This window comes from Candidatus Pelagibacter sp. (genome assembly GCF_052049835.1).
In the GTDB taxonomy this organism is placed as follows: Bacteria; Pseudomonadota; Alphaproteobacteria; order Pelagibacterales; family Pelagibacteraceae; genus Pelagibacter.
Window position 1 is genome coordinate 97,016 of the sequence record NZ_JBNGZF010000002.1, and the last position, 24,961, is coordinate 121,976.

Consider the following 24,961-nt stretch of genomic DNA (forward strand, 5'->3'; position numbering starts at 1 on the left):
TCAATTAGACAGTTTATCAAATAAAGTTTTTCCAATAATTGATGGTGATTTGGCGACTGTAATACCACATTCTTCCATTTTTTTTATTTTATTTTCAGCCCCACCTTTGCCACCTGATATAATTGCACCAGCATGCCCCATTCTTCTTCCTGGAGGAGCGGTAATTCCAGCGATAAATCCAACAATTGGTTTTTTAATCTTATGATTTTTTACAAATTCAGCCGCTTCTTCCTCGGCTGTTCCTCCAATTTCACCTATCATTAAAATAGATTCCGTTTCATTATCATTTAAAAATAAATCTAAACAATCTATAAAATTTGTTCCATTGATAGGATCGCCACCAATACCAATACAAGTTGATTGACCAAGTCCATTTTCAGTTGTTTGGGCTACTGCTTCATATGTCAATGTACCTGACCTTGATACAATTCCAACACTTCCTCTTTTATGAATACTTCCCGGCATAATCCCAATTTTACATTCATCTGGTGTAATTATTCCTGGACAATTAGGTCCGATTAATCTGCTACTAGATCCACTTAATTTTTGTCTGACCTTTAGCATATCCTGAATTGGAATTCCTTCAGTTATACAAACAATAAGTTTAACTGATGCATCAATAGCTTCTATGATTGCTGCTGCTGCAAATTTAGCAGGCACATAAATCATAGTTGCATCTGCTCCTACTTCATTCTTTGCCTCTATAACGCTGTTAAAAACTGGTCTGTCTAAATGTTTTTGTCCACCTTTTTTTGGCGTAACTCCACCAACAAGATTGGTTCCATATTTTATAGCCTGCTCTGAATGAAATGTTCCGTGTGAGCCAGTAAATCCCTGACAAATTACTTTAGTATTTTTATTTACTAAAACCGACATTTTATTTTATCGCCTCAACAATTTTCTTAGCAGCGTCATCTAAATTTTCTGCAGAAATTAATTTTAATCCAGAGTTATCAAGAATTTCTTTTCCTTCTTTGAAATTTGTGCCTGCTAATCTTACAACTAAAGGTACGCTAATATTAATTTCTTTAGCTGCATCAACTACTCCTTGAGCAAGGACATCACATCTCATTATTCCCCCAAAAATATTAATTAAAATACCTTTAACATTTTTATCTGAAAGAATTATCTTTAATGCGGCAGATACTTTTTCTTTGGATGCGCCACCGCCTACATCTAAAAAATTTGCTGGCTCTTTACCATACAATTTAATTATATCCATTGTTGCCATCGCTAATCCCGCTCCATTCACCATACAGCCAATACTCCCGTCTAACTTTATATATGCAAGATCATGGTTGCTAGCTTCTATCTCCGTAGGATCTTCCTCATTTAAATCTCTTAATTCAATAATTTCTGGATGCCTGAATAAGGCGTTAGAATCGAAATTAACTTTTGCATCTAAACAAACAATTTTTTCCTCTTTTGTTAAAATTAATGGATTTACTTCAACCATATTTGCATCAGTACCCACAAACATTTTATATATTGATTTAATTAATGTTATTGCTTGTTTTTTTGCGTCTTCATTTAAATTAAAAATATTAATTATTTTTTCACAATCTGACTCAGAAATTTCATCTCCCATATCAACTTTTGTAGTTATAATTTTTTCAGGTGAACTGCTTGCAACTTCTTCGATGTCCATCCCTCCTTGGTCACTTGATATAAATGCAATTTTAGAACTTGCCCTATCAACCAGGCACGATAAGTAAAATTCTTTATCTATATTTGATGACTCCTCCACGTATAATCTTTTTACCTCTCTACCTTCAGGGCCAGTTTGATGAGTAATTAATGTTTTTCCTAGTAATTCTTTAGCAGCTACCGTTAGTTCCTCAATAGAGTTTAAAATTTTTACACCACCAGCTTTTCCTCTACCTCCAGCATGGATTTGTGCTTTAAGAACATATTTCTCAGTTTTGAGTGCTTTTGCTTTTTGAATAAGTTCATCAACGTTAAGCGCAAATACTCCTTCGGGAACTACAGCTCCATATTTTTTTAATATTTGTTTAGCTTGATGCTCGTGAATATTCATTATTATTTAGATAAATCAGGATCTATTTTAGATGCAGCTTCCCATAAAGCTTTTACAGCATCTATTGAATGCATAAATTCTTTTTTCTCTTTTTCATCTAAATCAATCTCTTCAATTTTTTCTACACCATCTTTTCCAATGACAACGGGAACACCTGCATAAACATTATTCACACCATATTCTCCATTTAATTGTACAGCGCAGGGTAATAATTTTTTCTGATCATTTAAATATGCTTCTGCCATTTGAACACCTGAAGCTGCTGGTGCATAAAAAGCTGATCCTTTTTCTAAATATTTAACTATTTCCGCACCGCCATCTCGTGTTCTTTGATTAATTTCCTCAACTCTTTCTGAAGAAATCTTTCCATCCTTTACAAGATCCAACAATGGTTTACCTGAAATTTTTGTAAATCTTGGCATGGGAACCATGGTGTCACCATGACCACCCATAACCATTGCCTCAATTTCTCTTACTGGCACATTTAGTTCTAATGATAAAAATAATTTAAATCTAGAGCTATCTAAAATACCTGCCATACCAACAACTTTATTTGATGGTAAACCTGAAAATTTTTGAAATGCCATAACCATAACATCTAAAGGATTGGTGATACAAATCACAAAAGCGTTAGGAGCATTTTTCTTAACCCCCTCAGCAACTTGTTTAATAATTTTTAAATTAATTCCAAGAAGATCGTCTCGGCTCATTCCGGGTTTTCTTGGAACACCTGCTGTAATTATAATTACATCTGAATCCTTTATATCTTCATAGTTATCAGTTCCTGAAAACCTAACATCAAATCCATCTACTGAAGAAGATTGAGCAATATCTAGTGCCTTACCTTTTGCAATACCACTAGCTACATCAAATAAAACTACTTCATTAACTAGTTCTTTTATTCCTATTAAATGTGCAAGAGTTCCACCTATTTGGCCTGCACCAATTAAAGATATTTTTGTCATTTATTTCCCTTATTTCATTGTTGGCATAACAAATTCCGCATTTGATCGGACACCTGAAGGCCATCTAGACGTTACTGTTTTAAGCTTAGTATAAAATTTTATTCCTTCCATACCATGCATTCCACTATCTCCAAATAATGATCTTTTCCAACCGCCAAAACTATGAAATGCCATTGGAACTGGGATCGGTACGTTAATACCAACCATACCTACTTGAATTTTACTTGCAAAAGTTCTGCCTGCATCACCGTCTCTTGTATAAATACTAACTCCATTTCCGTACTCATGGTCGTTGATTAATTTTGCAGCTTCTTCAAAAGTTTTTACTCGAACAACTGATAAGACTGGACCGAATATTTCTTCTTTATAAATTCTCATATCTTTATTTACATGATCAAATAAACATCCACCTATATAGAAACCATTTTCATAACCTTGAAGTTTTAAACCTCTTCCATCAACCACTAGCTTTGCGCCTTCCTTGACACCTAAATCAACGTAACTTGTAACTTTTTCTAAATGTTCTTTTGTAACTAAAGGTCCCATTTCTGATGCTTTATCCATTCCAGGACCAACTTTTAAAGCTTCAGCTTTTTTTGATAATCTTGATACAAGTTCATTACCGATATCTCCAACTGCAACCGCAACTGATTGAGCCATACATCTTTCTCCAGCTGAACCATAAGCAGCACCCATTAAACCATTTACTGCACCATCTAAATCACAATCTGGCATAACAACTAAATGATTTTTTGCTCCACCCAAAGCTTGAACTCTTTTTTCATTTTTAGCTGAATTTTCATAAATATATTTTGCAATAGGAGTAGATCCCACAAAACTAACAGCTTTGATATCTTTGTTTTCTAAAATTGCATCAACAGCTTCTTTATCTCCATTTATTACGTTAAATACTCCTTCTGGAAGACCCGCATCAGAAAGTAGCTCTGCCAATCTTATTGTACAAGAAGGGTCTTTTTCTGATGGTTTAAGAATAAAAGTATTTCCACAAGCTATTGCTATTGGAAACATCCACATTGGTACCATAGCAGGAAAATTAAAAGGTGTAATACCTGCAACAACCCCTAATGGTTGTCTGATTGACCAACTATCAACATTGGTTCCAACATTTTCTGAAAACTCACCTTTTAATAAATGTGGTATTCCACAAGCAAATTCTACCACCTCAAGCCCTCTAGTTAAAGAGCCTCTTGCATCTTCATAAACTTTTCCATGTTCTGAAACTATTAACTTCGTTAATTCATCAGAATTTTTTTCAATTAATTCTTTAAATTTAAATATTATTCTAGCTCTTTGTAGAGCAGGTTTTAAAGACCAACTTTCAAATGCTTTTTTTGCTACCTCAACAGCACTGTCTAGATCAGATTTTGAAGCAAGTCTTACCTCTGACTCTTGTTCACCAGTTGCTGGATTAAAAACTTTTCCTTTTTTATCTGAAGATCCCGGAATTATTTTACCGTTTACGAAGTGTTCTATTAATTTCATGAATACGGTGTTTTAGATCAAAAATATCGAATAGTCTATTTAAACATTAGCTGTTGCTAACATTTTTTTTATTTCAGCTATAGCTTTTGCTGGATTCAAGCCCTTAGGACATGCATTTGTACAATTTAATATTGTATGGCATCTATATAATTTTAATTCATCAGAAACTTTTTTTAATCTAGCTTTTCTCTCTTCATCTCTACTATCAATAATCCATCTATAAGCCTGTAGGAGAACTGCTGGACCTAAATATTTATCTCCATTCCACCAATAACTTGGGCACGATGTAGAACAGCAAGCACACATAATGCATTCGTAAGCACCATCAAGTTTTGCTCTATCTTCTTTAGACTGATAAATTTCTGTTGTCTGTTTTGTTGAGTTATTTTTTAACCAAGGTTCAATTGATTGATACTGCTTGTACAATCCATCCAAATCACCAATTAAATCTTTTTTTACTTTTAAATGAGGTAATGGATAAATATCAATATCTCCTTCAATTTCAGCATGTGGAGTGGTGCAAGCAAGGCCATTTTTACCCCCCATATTCATTGCACATGAACCACATACACCATGAGCACAAGATCTTCTGTATGTTATAGTTGAGTCGATTTCATTTTTGATTTTATTTAAAATATCTAAGACCTTTGAAGGACAATTATCCATGTCAACTTCATAAGTGTCTATCCTAGGACCTTCATCTGTGGATGGATCCCATCTATAAATATTTACTTTTCTTAAATTTTTTGATCCTGTTTTATCTTTAAAGTATTTACCTTTTTTAATTTCAGAATTCTTAGGTAAACTCAATTGAACCATTAATATACTCGCTCTTGTGGTGGAAAATATTGAACTTCATTTGTTAAAGTTGATTTATGTACTGCTCTGTAACTAATCTTTGTATTTTTTCCATCACACCAAGCTAGAGTATGTTGCATAAACTTTTCGTCATCTCTATTTGGATAGTCATCTCTCGCGTGGGCACCTCTACTTTCTTTTCTATGATATGCAGACTCTACAGTAGTCACTGCTTGTCTTATCAAATTATCAAATTCCAATGTTTCAACTAAATCAGTATTAAATACTAAAGACCTATCTTTAACTGAAATTGTGTCCATACCATCATAGGTTTTTTTAATCTCATCAACACCTTCTTTAAGATTTTTTTCTGTTCTAAAAACTGCACATTTCGACTGCATGGTTTTTTGCATTGAAAGTCTAAGTTCTGCAGTACTGTTATTTCCTTGTGCATTTCTAAGTTTATCAAATCTATCTAAACATTTTTGTGTTTCTGACTCAGAAATTTCCTCATGAGGTGTTCCTGGCTTAACTAACTCAGCTGCTCTTTTTGCTGCTGCTCTTCCAAATACTACTAAATCAATTAAAGAATTAGAACCAAGTCTATTTGCTCCGTGAACAGAGACACATGCCGCTTCTCCTATAGCCATTAAACCTGGAACAGTTTTTTCTGAGCCATTTACAGTTAATACTTCTGCTTTATAGTTTGTTGGAATACCACCCATATTATAATGAACTGTTGGCACAACAGGAATTGGTTCTTTAGTTACATCTACATTTGCAAATAATCTTGCTGCATCAGTAATTCCAGGAAGCCTGCTTTCAATAACCTCTTTATCCAAGTGACTTAGATTTAAGTGAACATGATCTTGATCTTTTCCAACACCTCTTCCCTCATTAATCTCTATAGACATAGATCTGCTAACAACATCTCTTGATGCCAGATCTTTTGCATTTGGAGCATACCTTTCCATAAACCTTTCACCTTTAGAATTTGTAAGATAACCCCCTTCTCCTCGCGCACCTTCTGTTATTAAGGTACCATGGCCATAAATTCCTGTTGGATGAAATTGAACAAATTCCATATCCTGAAGCGGTAATCCAGCTCTTAAAACCATTGCATTACCATCACCTGTGCAAGTATGTGCTGATGTTGCTGAATAATAAACTTTTCCATAACCACCTGTAGCAATAATTACTGTATGTGCTCTAAATCTATGAATTGTTCCATCATTCAAATTCCAAGCAATGAGACCTTTGCACTCTCCATTCTTCATCAACAAATCTAATGCGAAATATTCTATAAAAAATTCTGTATTATGCTTTAACGCTTGTCCATACAATGTGTGTAAAATAGCATGTCCTGTTCTATCGGCTGCTGCACAAGTTCTTTGAACTATTCCGTTCCCATAATTTTTTGTCATTCCACCAAATGGTCTTTGGTAAATTTTTCCCTCTTCAGTTCTACTAAATGGAACTCCATATTTCTCTAATTCTAAAACTGCTTTAGGTGCTTCTTTACATAGATACTCAATACTATCTTGATCACCTAACCAATCTGCACCTTTTACAGTGTCATACATGTGCCATCTCCAATCATCTTCTCCCATGTTTCCAAGTGCTGCTGATATTCCACCTTGCGCAGCTGATGTATGGCTTCTGGTTGGAAATACTTTTGAAATACAAGCTGTTTTTAAGCCAGCTTCGCTAAGCCCAACTGCCGCTCTTAAACCTGATCCACCTGCTCCAAGTACAACAACATCATACTTATGGTCTATAATATTATATGCTTTCATGTATTTAAGTTTAAAATTACAATTATTGTAATTACTGGAATTGTTATAGCAAAAAAATTTAGGACTTTGTTTGCGGCATTTTTGGTTTTTTTGTCATTAATATAGTCTTCAAAAACCTCACTTATTGTCAAAGCTGAAAAAAAATAAGCAATAACTAAAAATAACCCAATTAAGAATTTAGAAGGTTGTGTAGTTAAAAAATTCACTATTTCTAAATAACTTTTATCATAAATATTCACTAAATTTATAATAAACCAAAACATTAAAGGTAGTAAAATTGCAGAACTAATTTTTAAAAATAACCATTTTTTTGTTACTGGCAGCATTATATTAATCCTCTGCCAATTATATAAATTAGGATAGTTAAAATAATAGAGCCAAAAATAACTAGCAAACCTGTAATTCTTGTTGTTTGTAATTCAAATCCATAGCCCAAATCCATAATCAAGTGTCTTACTTCACTTAACATTTGAAAACTAAATGACCAGGTTATTCCAATTAAAATAAATTTACCTAAAAAGGTTTCTAAAAAAATTTTTATAATTTGATAATTACTTTCTCCTAGAAGCATTAATGCAAACCAAATACATATTAATGTGATTGCAAAAAAATTAATTATTCCTGTTATTCTATGTGAAATAGATACTAATGAAGAAATATGCCATTTATAAATCTGTATGTGTGGTGATAAAGGTCTGTTTTCCATATTTTATTTTGAATTAATAATTGTTTCAGCAATTTCAACTGAATTAAGTGCAGCACCTCTCAATAGGTTGTCTGATACAATCCACAAATTTAATGAATTTTTTTTTGTTTTGTCTTCCCTAATTCTAGATATAAATGTCTCATCACTTCCTGCTGCTTCAAATGGTGTGCTATAACCTCCATTTTCTCTTCTATCGATAACCTCACAACCATCTGCTTTAATTAAAACATCTCTCACTTTTTCTAAAGTATATGGTTTTTCAAATTCTATATTTACAGACTCCGAATGAGATACTAAAACAGGAATTCTTACACATGTAGCTGTAAGTTCAATTGACTCATCTAAGATTTTTTTTGTTTCATTTGTCATTTTTAATTCTTCTTTTGTATATCCATCATCAGCAAAAACATCGATATGTGGAATAACATTAAAAGCAATTTGTTTAGTAAAATTTTTTGACTCTATTTTTTTTCCGTCTAAATATTGTTTAGTTTGATCAATTAATTCGTCCATTGGACTTTTGCCGCCACCTGAAACAGATTGGTAAGTTGAAACTACAACTCTTTTAATTTTGAATAAATTATGTAGTGGTTTAAGCACTATAACAAGTTGTGCTGTAGAACAATTTGGATTGGCAATAATATTTTTTTTCATATTTTTAATTTCCGCTGCATTCACTTGTGGAACGATCAATGGAACATCAGGATCCATCCTAAAAAAACTTGAATTATCTATTACAATTGTGTGCTTGGCAGCCTTTTCTGCAAATTTTTCAGCAATTTTTCCTCCTGCTGCAAAAAAAGTTAGATCTGCTTTTGAAAAATCATATGTCTCTAAATTTTCAATAACATACTCTTTATCTCTAAAAGAGATTTTTTTTCCTGCACTTTTTTCTGAGGCAACTAAATATAGATTATCAAACTTGAAGTTTTTTTTATCAAATACTTCAAGAGTTTTCCTCCCAACATTTCCTGTTGCACCTACTATCGCTATGTTCATTTTAAAGTTGTTATACTAAATAAAAGGTAAATCGCAAACTTTACCACTGCAAATATTACCATTTATGCTTGCTTTTACGTTCTGGTCTATATTCCAATGCGATTTTTTCATCATGGCAATACCAATTACTTTTTTAAAATGTGGTGAATAGCAAGCTGATCTCAATTCTCCAATTATATTATTGTCTTGATCACTTAAGTCTAATGATCCTGTAATACTTATTTTATCTATATCAAGTATTACTCCCATTAATTTTTTTTTAATTCCTTCAGATTTAATTTTTTTTAGTTTCTCTTTGCCTAAAAAATTAACTTCGCTGTCTATGTTAATATATTTATCAAATCCACATTCATATGGATTATCTCCATTATCGATATCATTTCCATACGATAATAATCCACTTTCAATACGTTCTATTAAATTTGGACAACCTGGTTTGATATTAAATTCTTTTCCAATTTCAAAAAGATGATCATATAATTTTAATCCAGAAACATTATGCTCAACATAAATTTCGTAACCACCTTGTTTAGACCAACCAGATCTTGCAATTAAATGTTTATCACCACCAAATTCAAAATAATCAAAACCAAAGAATTTTAAATTAACTATCTTATCTCCAAAAACTTTTTCCATTAATTCAAATGACTTTGGACCTTGTATAGCCATTATATCAACATCAGGTTCAAAAATCTTTACGTCAAATTTATTTCCAATAGCTAATCCTTTTGCAAATAATATTACATCTGAGTCAGCAAGAGAAACCCACCATTTATTTTCATTCAATCTAAGTACAACTGGATCATTAATCAGACCTGCGTTATCATCAATTATTGGACAATAATAACATCTTCCATCTTTCGATTTAGATAAATCTCTACAAGTCATCAACTGAACTAATTTCGCTGAGTCTTTACCAGAAATTTCCACCTGTCTTTCAGCAGCTACATCCCAAATTTGAACATACTGTTTTAAGTGATGGTATGAGTCCTCAATTGAACCAAACGCTGCGGGAAGCAACATATGATTATATATTGTATAAGCCGTAACCCCTTGTTTTTCTATTCTAGAGGTATAAGGAGTGCTTCTCAGCCTTCTTGATTTTGCAATTGAAAAACTTTTCATTTTTTTAAAAATTCTAAGACCTTGTCTCTCATTTCGAATGCTTTTTCAATCATAATCATATGACCGCAACCCTCGATTATGTGTGTAGATGAGTTGTTAATAAGACTAGAAAATTTTTTTCCAGCTTCTAGATTTACCATCTTGTCTAGAGAACCAAAAATAAACATTGATGGAAATTCTATTAATTTAGCAGCATCAGAACCATTTTTGTAATTGTTACATGCAACAAGGTCTACCGCCAGTATGTCTCTTATGTCTCGAGGTGATTGTATTATTTTTTCTACTGGGTTACCTCCAATAAATCTTTTTGAACCTTCATAACCCCACTTCATCATTAATTTAACTGCATCGGAGTCCCCATTTTTTGCTAGGTCAATTAAATCTGGATGAACTGGCATCTTATTTGATCCTCCGATAAAAACTAATTTTTTTAATCTATTTTTATATTTATGAGCATATTCAAGTATCTCCAAGCAACCTTGGGAATGACCAATTAAAATTAAATTATTTAAATTAAGTTTATTAAAAACCTGTTCCAACCAATCAGCTATTTTTTCAATACTATCTAAGCAAGGGCCATCTGAATTACCGTGCCCAGGTAGATCTATAGATAACACGTTAAAATTATTATTTGAGAAAAACTGTTCAGTTAGAGACCAAACAATATGCGAAAGACCACTTCCATGAAGAAATACTATTGTTTCTTTATTTTGATCAATACCCTGTCCTGCATCAGAAGCATAAACATTTTTATTTTCCAATTGAAAATTCAAGAATTACCTAAACTTGTTTTCTTAATTCAAACTTTTGTATTTTTCCTGTCGAAGTTTTTGGCAACTCACAGAAGACAACTTTCTTGGGAACTTTAAATCCCGCTAAAGTTTCTTTACAAAAATCAATTAATTCATTTTCTGATACCGGCTTGTCTTTAACCATTTCAATAAATGCACAAGGAACTTCTCCCCATTTTTCATCTGGTTTTGCAACAACTGCAGCAATAGAAACTGATGGATGTTTAGAAAGTGTATTTTCTATTTCAATTGAAGAAATATTTTCTCCTCCAGAAATAATTATATCTTTTGATCTATCTTGTATTTTTACATACCCATCAGGATGCATTACAGCTAAATCACCACTATGAAACCATCCATCTTTCATGGCTTTATCAGTAGCATCTTTGTCTTTAAAGTAACCTTTCATTACAACATTCCCTCTAATCATAATTTCACCAATTGTTTTTCCATCTTTAGGAACTTCTTTCATTGTTTCTGGATCCAAAACAACGACACCTTCAGTATTTGGGTATCTCACACCTTGCCTAGCCTTAATTTCATTTTGTTTTTCCTCATCGAAATTGTTCCATTCATCATTCCACGCACACTGAGTAACATGTCCATAAGTTTCCGTTAAACCATATACATGCATAACTTCAAAACCTAATGCTCTCATTTTTTTGAAAATTATACTTGGTGGTGGTGCTCCAGCAGTCAAAACATAAACTTTTTGTTTTAATTTTTTTTTGTCACTTTCAGGAGCTCCTGTGATCATATTTAATACTATTGGGGCACCACCAAAATGAGTTACTTCATATTTATCAATTAATTCAAAAATTTTTTTTATATCAATATTTCTTAAACAAATTGTCCTTCCGTTTAACATTGGAACTGTCCATGGATAACACCAACCATTACAATGAAACATTGGAACCACTGTTAAAAAATTTAATCTATTTGGCATGTTCCAAGCTACCGAACTTCCTGTAGACATTAAATATGCACCTCTATGATGATAAACTACTCCTTTGGGATTTCCTGTAGTACCTGATGTATAGCTTAATGATATTGCTTGCCATTCATCCTCTGGCATTTGCCAATCGAAATTTTCATCACCTGTATTTAAAAAACTTTCATATTCTAAATCGCCAATTTTTTCTAATTTCGATTGATCTGCATTTTTATCATCTATATCAATTATTATAATTTTTTTTTTTAAAGTTTTTAATGCCTTCTTAACTTCTCCATGTAATTGTCTATCAACTACTAGTACCTTTGCATCACTGTGATCTAAAATATATGAAATTGTATTTGCATCTAATCTTATATTAATAGTATTTAATACTGCACCTGCCATGGGTACTGAGTAATGTCCTTCGAAAATCTCTGGTGTATTAAAGGCTAAGAATGAGACAGTGTCTCCTTTTTTAATTCCAATTTTTGACAGTGCGCTAGCAAATTTTACAGCTCTTTTGTAAACTTCATTCCAAGTATATTTCCTATCTTCATAAATTATAGCTTCATAATTTGGATAAATTTCCCTTGCTCTTTTAAGAAACGTTAATGGGGTAAGTGGTACGTAGTTAGCTTTATTTTTATCTAAATTTGTCTCGTAATGATTCATTATTAATTAAACTTAAAATTCATTATATTAGAACTTCCAGAAATAGCAGATTTGTAATGGTACTCAGCTCTAGGCAATACCTTATCAAAATAAAATTTTGCTGTATTTATTTTATCACTATAAAATTCTTTATTTTTTTCAAAATCACTAAAACTTACATCTAAAATTTTGATCCAAGCATAAGCAATTGAAACATATCCCAGACTTCTCAAATAATCATTTGCTGCAGCACTAACATCGTCCTTTTCGATTTTATGTTTATCCTTAATCCAGTCGGTAAACTTAGATAAAATATCTAAATAATAATTTAATTCTTTTGAAAATGTTTTTACTTTTTCATTTTTACTATCACATTCAGATTTAATCATATCTAAAAACTTATTAATAACATCGCCATTTTTGTTTGATAATTTTCTAAATACTAAATCTGCTGCCTGAACAGAATTTGTTCCTTCATAGATTGGGGTAATACGATTATCTCTATATAATTGCTCTATTCCTTGGTCTTTAGTGTATCCATATCCACCATGTATTTGCATCGCGTCGTTCGTAATTTCCATAGCTAAATCTGTAAATAATGACTTAACAACTGGTGTCATCAATGAAACATAATCCAAAGCCTCTTGTTTAATCTTTTCATCAGGATGATAAAGACTCACCTCAGTTTGTTGTGATAACCAAAAACATAAAGCTCTTTCTCCTTCAATAATTGACTTCATATTAAGTAAAGATCTTCTAATATCCGCATGATCAATTATAAAGTCTGCACCATTTGTGGATTTTGAATTGTTTGTTTTTCCTTGCTTTCTCTCTTTTGCATAAGCAAGTGAGTTCTGATACGCAATTTCAGAAATTCCTAAACCTTGAATGCCTACGACTATTCTCTCAAGGTTCATCATAGTAAACATAGCACTAAGACCTTTATCTTTGTTACCAATCATATAACCGGTTGCTTCATCAAAATTTAACACACATGTTGCTGAACCCTTTATTCCCATTTTACTCTCTATAGATCCTGTTGAAATTCCATTTCTTTGACCAACACTACCATCTTCATTTACAATAAATTTTGGTACTAAAAATAAACTAATTCCTTTAGTACCCGCAGGAGAGTCCGTTGATCTTGCTAAAACTAAATGAATAATATTTTCAGTTAAGTCATGATCACCAGAAGTTATGAAAATCTTTTGACCACTAATTTTATAGGTGTCGTCAGATTGTTTGACGGCTTTGGTTTTTAACAAACCTAAGTCTGTACCACAGACTGGTTCTGTTAAACACATAGTGCCACTCCATTTACCTTCGACGATCTTTGGTAAATATTTATCTTTAATTTCATCTGTAGCATGATGATTAATACAATTATAGGCACCAATACTAAGCTCACTATATAATTTAAATGACAAACTGGCTGAAGAAAGCATTTCATCAAAGAACGCGCTTACTGTTTTTGGCATTCCTTGGCCTCCATATTTGGGGTCACAAGACAATGACGTCCAACCATCTTCAATGTATTTTTGATATGCTTCTTTATAACCCGGTGGTGTTCTGACAACACCATTTTCTAAAATTGCTGGATTTTCGTCACCTGTTTTAGCAAGAGGTAAAATTAAATTTTGATTTATTTTAGCTGCTTCTTCTAAAATATCTTTAACAAGATCTGTACTCACCTCATTATATTTTTCAAGCTCATTATAATTCTTATTATCTCTTAATTTTTCAAAGAGAAATATCATGTCTTTTACTGGTGCGGTGTAACTTGGCATATTTAAAGCTTAGAATAATTCTGATTTTATTGCAATTTTGAAATTATCGCATTACCCATTGCTGACGTGGAAGTCTCTTTCATACCCTCTGACATTATATCTGCAGTTCTTAACCCATCATTTAAAACATCTTGAACTGCTTTTTCTAAAATATCTGCTTCTTTATCAAGATCTAAAGAATATCTTAGTGCCATAGCAAAGCTCAAAATAGAAGCAATTGGATTTGCTATCCCTTTACCAGCTATATCTGGAGCTGACCCGTGTATAGGCTCGTACATCGCTCTCATCTCACCATCTTTATTTTTTGCGCCTAAAGATGCTGATGGTAAAAGACCTAAAGATCCCGTTAACATTGAAGCTTGGTCTGACAACATATCTCCAAACAAATTATCTGTTACAATTACATCAAATTGTTTTGGGTTTCTTAAAAGCTGCATAGCACAATTGTCTGCTAACATATGACTTAATTCTACATCTTTATATTCTTTTTCATGAAGTTCTTGGACTTCTTCTTTCCACAATTGTCCTGCTTCCATTACATTTGATTTTTCACACGAGGTAACCTTGTTTGATCTTTTTCTAGCTAAATCAAAAGCGATCCTAGCTACTCTAGTAATTTCACTAGTCGTGTAAGTGTGTGTATTAATTCCTTTTCTTTCTCCATTTTCAATTGGCTTAATTCCTCTAGGTTCACCAAAATATATACCACCCGTTAACTCTCTTACTATCATTATATCTAGTCCTGAAACTACTTCTGGCTTTAGGGTTGAAGCATCGACTAATTGTTTAAAACAGATTGCAGGCCTTAAGTTAGCAAAAAGCTTTAATTCTTTTCTGAGTTTTAATAATGCTCTTTCTGGTTTTTTGGAAAATTCTAGGTTATCCCATGTAGGACCACCAACTGCTCCAAGCATAATTACTTCACTTTCTAGTGCTTTGTAAAAAACCTCATCAGTGATTGGGGTACCGTGTTTATCATAAGAACAACCACCAACTAGCTCCTGATCAATTTCAAAATCTAAAGATTTTTTATCATTAAACCAGTTAATAATTTTTTTTACCTCAGCTATTACCTCTGGACCAATACCATCACCAGGAAGTAAAAGTATTTTTCTTTTTTTTACTTTAATCATTAAATACCCAAGGCTTTTCGTTTTTTAAATTTGTTTCAAACTTTTCTATTTTTTCTGATTTTTTTAGTGATAAAGCGATATCATCGAGCCCTTCTAACAAACATTTTTTCTTAAATGGATCAACTTTAAATTTTAGCTCATTATTTCCATAAACTATTTTTTCCTCTTGCAAATCAATAGAAATTTCTTCTTGTCTATTTGCGTATTCAGATAGCTCTTTGATTTTTTCTTCTTCTAGGATTATAGGTAAAATTCCATTTTTAAAACAATTACTAAAAAAAATATCTGCATAACTTGAACTTATTACACAAGTAATTCCAAAATCTAATAAAGCCCAAGGAGCATGTTCTCTTGATGAACCACATCCAAAGTTTTTTCCAGCAATTAAAATTTTAGATTGATTAAATGGATCTTTGTTTAACACAAAATCATTTATTTCTTTGCCTTGATCATCATATCTCATTTCAAAAAACAAATTTTTTCCAAGACCGGTTCTTTTAATAGTTTTTAAAAACTGTTTTGGAATTATCATATCTGTATCAATATTTACAATTGGTAAATAAGCAGGAATACTTTTTAATTTGTTAAATTTTTGCATTTAATTTTGATACTTTCTGACATCATCTAAATTACCTGAAATTGCAGCTGCTGCAGCCATTCCTGGACTAACCAGATGGGTTCTACCACCTCTGCCTTGTCTTCCCTCAAAATTTCTATTTGATGTTGAGGCGCATCTTTCTTCTGGCTTTAATTTATCGGCATTCATCGCTAAACACATAGAACAACCTGGTTCTCTCCATTCAAACCCTGAGCTAACAAAAATTTTATCTAGTCCTTCTTGCTCTGCTTGTTCTTTTACTAAGCCTGAGCCTGGAACGACTATAGCATTAACATGCGATGATACTTTTTTATCTTTTACGATTTTTGCTGCTTCTCTCAAATCCTCTATTCTGCCATTAGTACAACTACCAATAAATACTTTATCTATTTTTATATCTGTGGCTGCCATGTCAGGTTTTAAACCCATATACTTTAAAGCTCTTTCAATTGAATTTTTTTTATCTTCATCAGTCTCATTATTTGGATTTGGAACTTTTCCATCGATTGTTATTACATCTTGTGGTGACGTACCCCATGTAATCATAGGTAAAATTTCATTTGCGATAAGGCTAATTTCTTTATCAAAACTAGCATCAGAGTCTGTTTTTAAAGTTTCCCAATAGTTTAAAGCTTTATCCCAATTTTCACTTTTTGGTGACATTGGTTTTCCTTTTAAATATTCAAAAATTTTTTCATCTGGGGCAATTAATCCTGCTCTTGCACCACCTTCGATTGTCATATTGCAAATAGTCATTCTTTGCTCAACACTTAAAGATCTTATTAAATCTCCAGCATATTCCACAACAGATCCTGTACCACCTGCTGTACCTATTTTTCCAATTATTTGAAGTATTACATCTTTAGAAGTAACTCCTAAAGGAAGTTCACCATTAACATTAATTCTAAAATTTTTAGCTTTCTTCTGAACTAGTGTTTGGGTTGCTAAAACGTGTTCAACTTCTGAAGTTCCTATTCCAAATGCTAAAGCACCAAATGCTCCATGCGTTGCGGTATGACTGTCTCCACAAACAATAACTGTACCTGGTTGAGTAAAACCTTGTTCAGGTCCTATGATATGAACAATACCTTGTCTCTTATCATCCATACCAAATAACTGAACACCGAATTCTTTACAATTTGCCTCTAAGGTATCTACTTGAATTTTTGACTCTTCATCTGAAATACCTTTTGATCTGTCAGTTGTTGGAACATTATGATCTGCAACTGCTAAAGTTAAATTTGGGTGTCTAACTTTTCTATTAGAATTTCTTAATCCTTCAAAAGCTTGGGGGCTTGTCACCTCATGAATTAAATGTCTATCTACAAAAAGTAAAGATGTGCCATCATCTTGTTGATCAACTAGATGATCGTTCCAAATTTTATCGTATAATGTTGTAGACATTGAAAAAAAAATTATTTTTTTTCTGTAGAGCTTTCTGATTTTTGTTCTTCTTTAGAAGCCTCTGCTGCTGGAGCTGCCTCTTCTTTAGGTACTGCTTCTGCTTTAGGAGCCTCTTCTTTAAGTGCTGTTTCTGCTTTAGGAGCCTCTTCTTTTGGTGCTTCTACTGCAGGAGCTACATTTTCCTCTGTAACTGTCTCTGGTTTTGCCTCGATATCAATGCCAATTTTTTTTCTAATTTTTTCTGCAATCCTTGCTGATTTACCAGTTCTGTCTCTTAGATAATAAAGTTTTGCTCTTCTTACTTTACCTGATCTAATAACCTTAATTGAGTCAATTAAAGTTCCAAATAGCGGGAAAGTTCTCTCGACACCCTCTCCAAATGAAATTTTTCTAACCGTAAAAGATGAGTTTAGATCTCTGCTTTTTTTAGCAATACACACTCCCTCGAAATATTGAATTCTTTCTTTTTTACCCTCGGTAATTCTCACACCAACTTTAACAACATCTCCAGGATAAAATTCTGGAATTTTTTTCTCTGAAAGAATTTTGTTAACGTTATGCTGATTTATTTCTTCAATTGTTTTCATGTTAATGTTTATCAAATTAATCTTTCTTATATTTTTCCCATAAATCTGGTCTTCGGTCGCGTGTTATAGCCTCAGATTGAGATAAACGCCAGTGTTTAATTTTATTATGATCACCTGATAATAGTACGTCTGGCACAGCTTTTTCCTCCCAAATTTGAGGTTTTGTATACTGAGGGTACTCTAGAAGACCATTTTCAAAGGTTTCATCTAATTTAGAGTTTTCATTTCCTAATACACCTGGCAGCAATCTTAAAATACTATCTATTACTACATATGCTGCTGACTCCCCGCCTGACAAAACATAATCTCCAATACTAATTTCCTCAATATTTCTTGTTGAAAGTATTCTTTCGTCCACACCTTCAAAATGACCACATATTAAAGACAGAGATTTTTCATTAGCTAGCTCTTTTGCTAAATTTTGATCAAATTTTTTTCCTTTTGGCGATAAGTATAAAATTCTCTCACTCTCATTTTTGTTTTCATCTAAAGATTTTGCAAGAACATCTGCTTTTAACAACATCCCTGAACCACCCCCATAAGGTGTATCATCTACTGTTTTATGTTTGTCGTCAGCTGCATCTCTTATATTTACAATTTTAAGTTTCCATAAATTATTTGATAATGCTTTTCCATAAAGTCCTTTAGATAAAGGACCAGGGAAAATCTCTGGATAAAGTGTAAACACTTGAGCTTGCCACATAAATAATCTTTAAATTATTTTTTTTCCTCTGCTGGAGCTTCTTCCTTAGGAGCTTCTGCTGGAGCTGCTTCTGCTGGAGCTTCTGCTGGAGCTGCTTCTGCTGGAGCTTCTGCTGCTGGAGCTTCTGCTGCTGGAACCTCTGCTTTAGGAGCTTCTTCCTTAGGAGCTTCTGCTGGAGCTGCTTCTGCTTTTGGAGCTTCTTTATTATCCTCTTCTTTTTTATTTCTCTCTTTTTTTGGCACTGCTTTATTTGGATTATTTCCATTTGCAGGCATAGGCATTAGTTCGTTCTCACCTAAAATTCTTGCTACTCTAGTTGTTGGTTGAGCTCCTTGACCAAGCCAATATTTAATTCTCTCAGCTTCTAGACCCACTCTTTCTTTTTTCTCTTTTGGTAATAGAGGATTAAAGAAACCAACCTTTTCTATAAATCTTCCATCTCTTGCAAAACGACTGTCGGCAACAACAACTTTATAAACAGGACGTTTTTTTGTTCCACCTCTTGATAATCTTAATTTTAACATTTCTTCTCCTTTTTACTTTAATTGGTTAAATAGCTCTGGCGGTATACCTTTATCAGACATACCTTTCAGATTTCCTTTTGACATCTTTTTCATCATTTCAGACATCATTTTAAATTGCTTAAGCAATTTATTGATAGTGGCCGGATCTGTGCCAGAGCCATTAGCAATTCTTTTTTTTCTAGAACCATCTATTATTTTTGGGTTCTCTCTTTCTTTTTTTGTCATTGATAAAATAACAGCTTCATTTTTAATAATTATAGTTTCATCAATTCCCGCTGAATCCATTTGTGATTTAATTTTGGAAACTCCTGGCATAAAAGACATAATTCCCTCAATACCACCCATTTTTTTCATTTGTCTTAATTGAGATAAATAATCTTCCATAGAGAATTGACCTTTTTTTAAATTTTCCTCTGCTTTTTTAAGATTTTCTTCTCCTAAATCTTGAGCCGCCTTTTCTACAAGGGATACGATATCCCCCATACCAAGTATTCTGTTTGCAATTCTATCTGGATGGAATACTTCAAGATTATCTATTTTTTCTCCTATCCCTAAAAATTTAATTGGAACTTTTGAAACATATTTCATACTCACTGCGGCTCCACCTCTTGCATCACCATCAGCCCTAGTTAAAATAATTCCAGATAAATTAACTGTATTTTTAAATTCTTTTGCCACTGAGGCTGCAACTTGACCTGTTAAAGAGTCTGCAACTAAGAAAGTTTCTGTTGGATTAATGACAGCTTCAATTTGCTTAATTTCACTCATCATTTGTAAATCAATTTGAGTTCTACCAGCAGTATCAAATAAAATTATTTCAGCTCCATTTAAATTAGCGGCACTAATTGCTCTTCTACAAATATCAGCAGGTTGCTGACCTTCTATAATAGGTAAAGTTAAAATATTATTTTGTTCTCCTAAAGATCTAAGTTGTTCTTGTGCAGCTGGTCTGTAAATATCTAAACTGACCATCATTACTTTTTTCTTTTTATTATTTTCTAAAAATTTTGCCAATTTTGCTGTTGTTGTTGTTTTTCCAGAACCTTGTAACCCAACTAACATCATTGGCACGGGCGGAACTGCGTTTAAGTTTATCTCATTATTTGTTGCACCTAATAAGTCTACAAGCTCATCGTAAACAATTTTAACAACCATATCCCCAGGAGAGGTAGACCTTATTATCTCTTGGCCTAATGCTTTTGGCTTAACTTTTTCAATAAAATCTTTTGCAACATCTAATGAGACATCTGCTTCAAGTAAGGCTTGCCTAATACCTCTTAAACCTTCATCTACTTGAGCTTCATCAAGTGAAGGTGCCTTTTTCAGAGAAGAAAAAATTTCTTCAAATTTATTTGTTAAATTTTCAAACATATTTATTACGCATAGCAGTAACGCACTAGTGGGCGAACCCTCGCTGACTAGTGTCGATCTCTTTGTTTCCAAAGACACCGCAAAGTTAATGTTTTTGCGGAAACGGCAACAACCTATAATAGAGGTTCAAAAAGTCAATAAATAAGTTAAATATCTATATATGGATATTAAAGCTTTTAAAATGGACGGTTTAGGTAATGATTTTGTCATCATAGATAATAGGCAAACAATTACAAATTTGACGAAAGAGCAAATAATAAAGATTTGTGACAGAAAATTTATTGGTTGTGACCAACTAATATTGATTAAAAAAAATGATATTTCAGATGCTTCACTAGAATTTTATAATTCAGATGGAGGAATGTCTGGTGCGTGTGGAAATGGTACACGATGTATTGCTGATTTATTAGGCAAAGAAAATAACAAAAAAGAAATTGTCCTAACAACTTTATCTGGCAAATTAAAATCAAATATTGTTGGAGAAAAAATGGTTTCTACAGAAATAGGTGTTGCAAAAACAAAATGGGATGAGATTCCATTGTCTAAAGAATTAAATACGAATAATTTAGGAATTAAAATTAATGACAAAAATAATAACGAATTTTCTGGCGGAACTGCTGTAAATGTTGGAAACCCACATGTAGTTTTTTTTGTTGATAATAACGAAAATTTTGAAATTGAAAAAATTGGACCAAAAATCGAAACCCACTCTCTATTTCCAGAAAAATGTAATGTTACTTTAGCAACTGTTGTTAACAAAGAATTGATAAAAGTTAAGGTGTGGGAAAGAGGAGCTGGACTTACCAAAGCTTGTGGAACTGCAGCTTGCGCAACAGGTTTTGCCGCAAAACAAAACGGACTGGTAAATGATAAAGTTGATATTGAATTTTCTACAGGTAGATTGACAATTTCAATTGATGAAAACAATAGTATTCATATGAAAGGACCAGTTTCAGATATTGAGGAGATAAATTTTAAAATTTAATGGGAATTTTTGAAAAATTTAAATCAGGTTTTAAAAAAAGTGCTTCAGCTTTTACAACAGGTTTAAGAGATATAGTTGTAAAAAAAGAGATTGATGACAAAACATTAGACAAAATTGAAGATTACTTAATTCAATCTGATGTTGGTATTGTTTCTGCTTCAGAAATAAGAGAAATAATTTCTCAAACAAAAATTGATCCCAATAAAGATTTAACCGACGAAATAAATAATATTTTAAAAAATTATATTATTTCAATTATGAAACCTTTAGAAAATATTGAATTCTTCAAAAAAAAAGAAAAATTAAATGCAACATTAATTTCAGGTGTCAATGGTGTTGGAAAGACAACTACTATTGGAAAAATAAGCAAAATATTAAAGGGTAATGGAAACAAAGTAATGCTAGCTGCATCAGATACTTTTAGAGCAGCAGCTATAGAGCAACTAGAAAATTGGGCAAACAAAATTGATGTTCAAATTACAAAATCATCTCAAGGCTCTGATCCTGCATCAGTCGCTTATAAGGCTATTGAGGAAGCATTAAACAATAATTTTAATCAAGTTTTAATTGATACAGCCGGAAGACTACAAAATAAAAAAAATTTGATGGAAGAATATAAAAAAATTGCAAACGTTACTAAAAAAATTGATCCTGATGCTCCTCATGATGTTATTTTAGTTTTAGATGCAACTTCTGGCCAAAATGTAATTAATCAAGTTGAAGAATTTAATAAAATTATTCCAATAACTGGTCTTGTTATGACAAAATTAGATGGTACAGCAAAAGGAGGTATTCTTTTAGCTGTTGCTAAAAAATATAAACTACCAATTATTGCACTTGGATTAGGTGAAAAAGAAGATGATTTACAAATTTTTGAGGCTGAAAAATTCGCAGAGGCATTTACTCAAATTAATTAATTAAGGTACTGGAAATTAAAGGTTTATAAAAACTACATTTGTAGTGTTCTTTAAATTCATAATGTCCACAATTTTTAGCTATCGAAGAAATAATAAAATCAAATTTTCCATTTATAGGATAAAGCTCTAACTTTTTTTCAACAATATCAAATTTAAAATTAGCTTTTAAACTTTTTACAGCACTAATCATCACCAGAGTTTTGTTATCTTTTAAAAGATAATATGCAAAATCATCTGGAAAAACTGGGAAATCATACTCTTGCAAAAAATGTTTTGCCGTTTTGGGAAACCATTCATAAGAAATTAATGGCAAAGACTCTTTTGTTTTGTAGTTATAAATATAAAGATCTTTTGGAAAATCATTAATATAATTTGAATTTTCTCCTCGAGCTAAGACAGCTTTTTTACGAGTTTTAAAATATAATGCAAAATTTTTATCGTGTGAATTCATTTGATCAATATGAAAAAGGCTATCTACAGATGCTAAATTTTCTTTAGCATTTGATAAATTACTTAAAGAAAACAAGATAATAAAAAATATGAAAAGATTTTTCATAATTTAACTTAAAAAAAAAATTTGAGTTATGTTTGTTTAGATTGTGGCTTAATTTAAACTATCAACAAAAGATTTAAGAGCTAAAACAAGTTTATCATCATATTCCATCATATGATCGTCATATTTTGTAAAATATGAATATTTGGGTTCACTTGCTAAATTAAAAATTTTTTTACCCATCCAAAATGGAACTATTTGGTCAGCCTCACCATGCATTACTAATACTGGAATATTAATATTTTTAATTTTTTCATTATTTTCATACTTATCTTTTAAAATTAAACCTACTGGAATATATGGATAAAAATTTTTCGCAGCCTCTATCATTGATGTGAAGGGCGTTTCTAATATTAATCCTGCAAAATTTTTATTCTGAGTAATTTCAGTAGCAATGCCAGTTCCTAATGACTCTCCGTAAATAATTATATCTTCTTCATTTAGACCTTTTTCTTTGAGCCAGTTTATTGCACTAGCACCATCTGTATAAAGACCCTCCTCACTTGGTTTTCCTTTATTGCCGCTAAACCCTCTCCATGCAATAATTAAAAAATTAACATCCATGTCTTTAAAATGATTTAACTTATGGATTCTGTTTTCAAGTGTCCCTGCATTTCCATGAAAATAAACTATTGTTTTATAACTTTTTAAATTTTTATTATGAAACCAGCCTAAAAGATTAATATTATCTGTTGTTTTAATATTAACTTTTTCAATGTTAACTTCTAAATTATCTCCAGAATAATTATTCTCATCAGGATGATACATTAAATTTCTTTGAAAAAAGAATAAGAAAATTAAAACAATTAAGTAAATAGCAACAATACCAATAAATAATTCCAAAAAAAAATTCCTATGTTTTATTTTCATATTTTTTTCTATTTAATATTAAAAAAAATATATAAGAAATAATACTTAAGATTAAGAAAACTGAAAAAGCTGATTTAAAAGCAAATATTTCTGTGTAACCCATCCCTTTAACAATATCTATCACTAAGCCCATTAGCCATTGCATTATGAATGTTCCTGCAAATATTAATAAATTGAATGAAGTTAGTGCTTTACCAGCAGAATAACCTGAAAAGGAAAGGCCTACAGCTGGCTGTGTAACTGATAAAAAAATTGAACTTAAAATAAATAAAGTTATGTAAAAAGCACCTGCTTTTGGACCTAATATAATTATCACAAACATTACAGAAAAACTAATTGGCAAACCTAATTTAAGTATTCTTTTTGCAGTAAAACCTATACCTGAAATTTTTGGTAAAAAATAACCCCACAAAAAAAAGGACACCAACATAGTTACATTAATCCAAAATAATCCCGTCGCGCTCTGAAGTGGTGTATAACCAGCAACTCTAGTCATCCATGGTCCTGCCCATAAAGTTTGTATTGCCATTAAGCCCCCATAATTAAATAAACCCATTGGAATTACACTTATAAAAAATCTATTTTTCCAAACTTCAGATAAAGTTCCAGTATTGCTTGGCTCTTCCGACTCTTTATTTTTAGTTAAATTCCATTTTGGAATGAAAACTAACATTAAAAAAATACTAATTAAAATTAAGATAGCGATGCCACCAAATATCCATCTCCATCCGAGACTAGGCAATAAAAGTTGCACTGGCAATGTAGATGACAAAAAACCTAACGAAGCAATCATTAGCATCCATGAGTTTGCTCTTTGTTGTTGATTTTCTGCATACCATATTCTGTAACCAGTTAGTGGAGCCATTAAACAAGCACTAACACCTATGCCGATTAAAATTCGCGAAACCAACAATCCAGAAAAACTTTCAGCTAAAGCAAATGATCCTGTTCCAACTAATGCAATTAATAAAAAAGAAGAGACAATTTTTTTTGGTCCATATTTATCTAACAAATATCCAAGAGGTATTTGCATACAAGCAAAACCCAAGAAATAACCCCCAGCTAACAATCCTAAATCGGCTGCTAACAAATTAAATTCTGAGGTTAAAACGGGGGAAAGAGTTGCAGTAATTGCACGCAACAAACATGATAAAAAATAACCAAATGCAAATACAAAAAAAACAACAATAGCCTGTTTTTTTGGTAAAATATAATTTTCCATT

General features: G+C 31.9%; 25 protein-coding genes. 2 read left to right on the forward strand and 23 right to left on the reverse strand.

The window, feature by feature from the left end:
- From sucD to ffh, 20 genes are read right to left on the reverse strand one after another with little or no spacing between them, the layout of a single operon-like run.
- On the reverse strand, nt 1-876 hold the full coding sequence (sucD, locus tag ACTT9R_RS02020) for a succinate--CoA ligase subunit alpha (RefSeq protein ID WP_440926403.1): 876 nt from the start codon (nt 874-876) through the stop codon (nt 1-3).
- 1 nt (nt 877) lies between these two features.
- Nucleotides 878-2,038, reverse strand: coding sequence for an ADP-forming succinate--CoA ligase subunit beta (gene sucC, locus ACTT9R_RS02025; RefSeq protein WP_440926404.1), 1,161 nt, complete (start codon nt 2,036-2,038; stop codon nt 878-880).
- A 2-nt stretch (nt 2,039-2,040) separates the two neighbouring features.
- On the reverse strand, nt 2,041-3,003 hold the full coding sequence (gene mdh / locus ACTT9R_RS02030) for a malate dehydrogenase (RefSeq protein WP_440926405.1): 963 nt from the start codon (nt 3,001-3,003) through the stop codon (nt 2,041-2,043).
- A 9-nt stretch (nt 3,004-3,012) separates the two neighbouring features.
- Nucleotides 3,013-4,506, reverse strand: a complete 1,494-nt coding sequence (locus tag ACTT9R_RS02035) for a CoA-acylating methylmalonate-semialdehyde dehydrogenase (protein WP_440926406.1) — start codon at nt 4,504-4,506, stop codon at nt 3,013-3,015.
- A gap of 39 nt (nt 4,507-4,545) precedes the next feature.
- Complete coding sequence (locus tag ACTT9R_RS02040; protein WP_440926407.1) at nt 4,546-5,325, reverse strand: succinate dehydrogenase iron-sulfur subunit; 780 nt, start codon at nt 5,323-5,325, stop codon at nt 4,546-4,548.
- Complete coding sequence (sdhA, locus tag ACTT9R_RS02045) at nt 5,325-7,100, reverse strand: succinate dehydrogenase flavoprotein subunit (RefSeq protein ID WP_440926408.1); 1,776 nt, start codon at nt 7,098-7,100, stop codon at nt 5,325-5,327. Before sdhA ends, ACTT9R_RS02040 begins: the two co-directional genes overlap by 1 nt.
- The gene (gene sdhD / locus ACTT9R_RS02050) at nt 7,097-7,426 is read right to left on the reverse strand and encodes a succinate dehydrogenase, hydrophobic membrane anchor protein (RefSeq protein ID WP_440926409.1); all 330 of its coding nucleotides are present in this window, start codon (nt 7,424-7,426) and stop codon (nt 7,097-7,099) included. Before sdhD ends, sdhA begins: the two co-directional genes overlap by 4 nt.
- Nucleotides 7,426-7,806 (reverse strand): succinate dehydrogenase, cytochrome b556 subunit, encoded by a 381-nt coding sequence (sdhC, locus tag ACTT9R_RS02055; protein WP_440926410.1) that lies wholly within the window; start codon nt 7,804-7,806, stop codon nt 7,426-7,428. The genes sdhD and sdhC overlap by 1 nt, the downstream gene beginning before the upstream one ends.
- Before the next feature lie 3 nt (nt 7,807-7,809).
- The gene (locus ACTT9R_RS02060) at nt 7,810-8,805 is read right to left on the reverse strand and encodes an aspartate-semialdehyde dehydrogenase (RefSeq protein ID WP_440926411.1); all 996 of its coding nucleotides are present in this window, start codon (nt 8,803-8,805) and stop codon (nt 7,810-7,812) included.
- A 15-nt stretch (nt 8,806-8,820) separates the two neighbouring features.
- Entirely contained in the window at nt 8,821-9,930 is a 1,110-nt protein-coding gene (locus ACTT9R_RS02065) for a dimethylsulfoniopropionate demethylase (protein ID WP_440926412.1), read from the reverse strand.
- On the reverse strand, nt 9,927-10,703 hold the full coding sequence (locus ACTT9R_RS02070; RefSeq protein ID WP_440926413.1) for an alpha/beta fold hydrolase: 777 nt from the start codon (nt 10,701-10,703) through the stop codon (nt 9,927-9,929). The genes ACTT9R_RS02065 and ACTT9R_RS02070 overlap by 4 nt, the downstream gene beginning before the upstream one ends.
- A 7-nt stretch (nt 10,704-10,710) precedes the next feature.
- Entirely contained in the window at nt 10,711-12,327 is a 1,617-nt protein-coding gene (locus tag ACTT9R_RS02075) for a long-chain-fatty-acid--CoA ligase (protein WP_440926414.1), read from the reverse strand.
- 2 nt (nt 12,328-12,329) lie between these two features.
- A complete protein-coding gene (locus ACTT9R_RS02080) occupies nt 12,330-14,093 on the reverse strand; it encodes an acyl-CoA dehydrogenase family protein (protein WP_440926415.1) in 1,764 nt (587 codons plus the stop codon).
- A 26-nt stretch (nt 14,094-14,119) separates the two neighbouring features.
- Nucleotides 14,120-15,226: a 3-isopropylmalate dehydrogenase gene (gene leuB, locus ACTT9R_RS02085; protein ID WP_440926416.1), complete on the reverse strand. Its 1,107-nt coding sequence runs from the start codon at nt 15,224-15,226 to the stop codon at nt 14,120-14,122.
- Nucleotides 15,219-15,824, reverse strand: coding sequence for a 3-isopropylmalate dehydratase small subunit (gene leuD / locus ACTT9R_RS02090; RefSeq protein ID WP_440926417.1), 606 nt, complete (start codon nt 15,822-15,824; stop codon nt 15,219-15,221). Before leuD ends, leuB begins: the two co-directional genes overlap by 8 nt.
- Nucleotides 15,825-17,228, reverse strand: a complete 1,404-nt coding sequence (gene leuC / locus ACTT9R_RS02095; protein WP_440926418.1) for a 3-isopropylmalate dehydratase large subunit — start codon at nt 17,226-17,228, stop codon at nt 15,825-15,827.
- Nucleotides 17,229-17,239: 11 nt separating this feature from the next.
- On the reverse strand, nt 17,240-17,815 hold the full coding sequence (rplS, locus tag ACTT9R_RS02100; protein ID WP_440926419.1) for a 50S ribosomal protein L19: 576 nt from the start codon (nt 17,813-17,815) through the stop codon (nt 17,240-17,242).
- A gap of 16 nt (nt 17,816-17,831) precedes the next feature.
- A complete protein-coding gene (gene trmD / locus ACTT9R_RS02105) occupies nt 17,832-18,518 on the reverse strand; it encodes a tRNA (guanosine(37)-N1)-methyltransferase TrmD (RefSeq protein WP_440926420.1) in 687 nt (228 codons plus the stop codon).
- 14 nt (nt 18,519-18,532) lie between these two features.
- The gene (rpsP, locus tag ACTT9R_RS02110) at nt 18,533-19,042 is read right to left on the reverse strand and encodes a 30S ribosomal protein S16 (protein WP_440926421.1); all 510 of its coding nucleotides are present in this window, start codon (nt 19,040-19,042) and stop codon (nt 18,533-18,535) included.
- 12 nt (nt 19,043-19,054) lie between these two features.
- A complete protein-coding gene (ffh, locus tag ACTT9R_RS02115) occupies nt 19,055-20,413 on the reverse strand; it encodes a signal recognition particle protein (protein ID WP_440926422.1) in 1,359 nt (452 codons plus the stop codon).
- A 160-nt stretch (nt 20,414-20,573) separates the two neighbouring features.
- Here ffh and dapF point away from each other — a divergent pair, with 160 nt between their 5' ends.
- A complete protein-coding gene (gene dapF, locus ACTT9R_RS02120) occupies nt 20,574-21,398 on the forward strand; it encodes a diaminopimelate epimerase (protein WP_440926423.1) in 825 nt (274 codons plus the stop codon).
- The gene (gene ftsY, locus ACTT9R_RS02125) at nt 21,398-22,315 is read left to right on the forward strand and encodes a signal recognition particle-docking protein FtsY (RefSeq protein ID WP_440926424.1); all 918 of its coding nucleotides are present in this window, start codon (nt 21,398-21,400) and stop codon (nt 22,313-22,315) included. Before dapF ends, ftsY begins: the two co-directional genes overlap by 1 nt.
- Here ftsY and ACTT9R_RS02130 read toward each other — a convergent pair.
- From ACTT9R_RS02130 to ACTT9R_RS02140, 3 genes are read right to left on the reverse strand one after another with little or no spacing between them, the layout of a single operon-like run.
- Nucleotides 22,308-22,871, reverse strand: a complete 564-nt coding sequence (locus ACTT9R_RS02130; protein WP_440926425.1) for a hypothetical protein — start codon at nt 22,869-22,871, stop codon at nt 22,308-22,310. The two genes, ftsY and ACTT9R_RS02130, sit on opposite strands and share 8 nt — an antisense overlap.
- Nucleotides 22,872-22,919: 48 nt before the next feature.
- Nucleotides 22,920-23,738: an alpha/beta hydrolase gene (locus tag ACTT9R_RS02135; protein WP_440926426.1), complete on the reverse strand. Its 819-nt coding sequence runs from the start codon at nt 23,736-23,738 to the stop codon at nt 22,920-22,922.
- A complete protein-coding gene (locus ACTT9R_RS02140; protein ID WP_440926427.1) occupies nt 23,722-24,960 on the reverse strand; it encodes an MFS transporter in 1,239 nt (412 codons plus the stop codon). Before ACTT9R_RS02140 ends, ACTT9R_RS02135 begins: the two co-directional genes overlap by 17 nt.
- Nucleotide 24,961 lies beyond the last annotated feature (1 nt).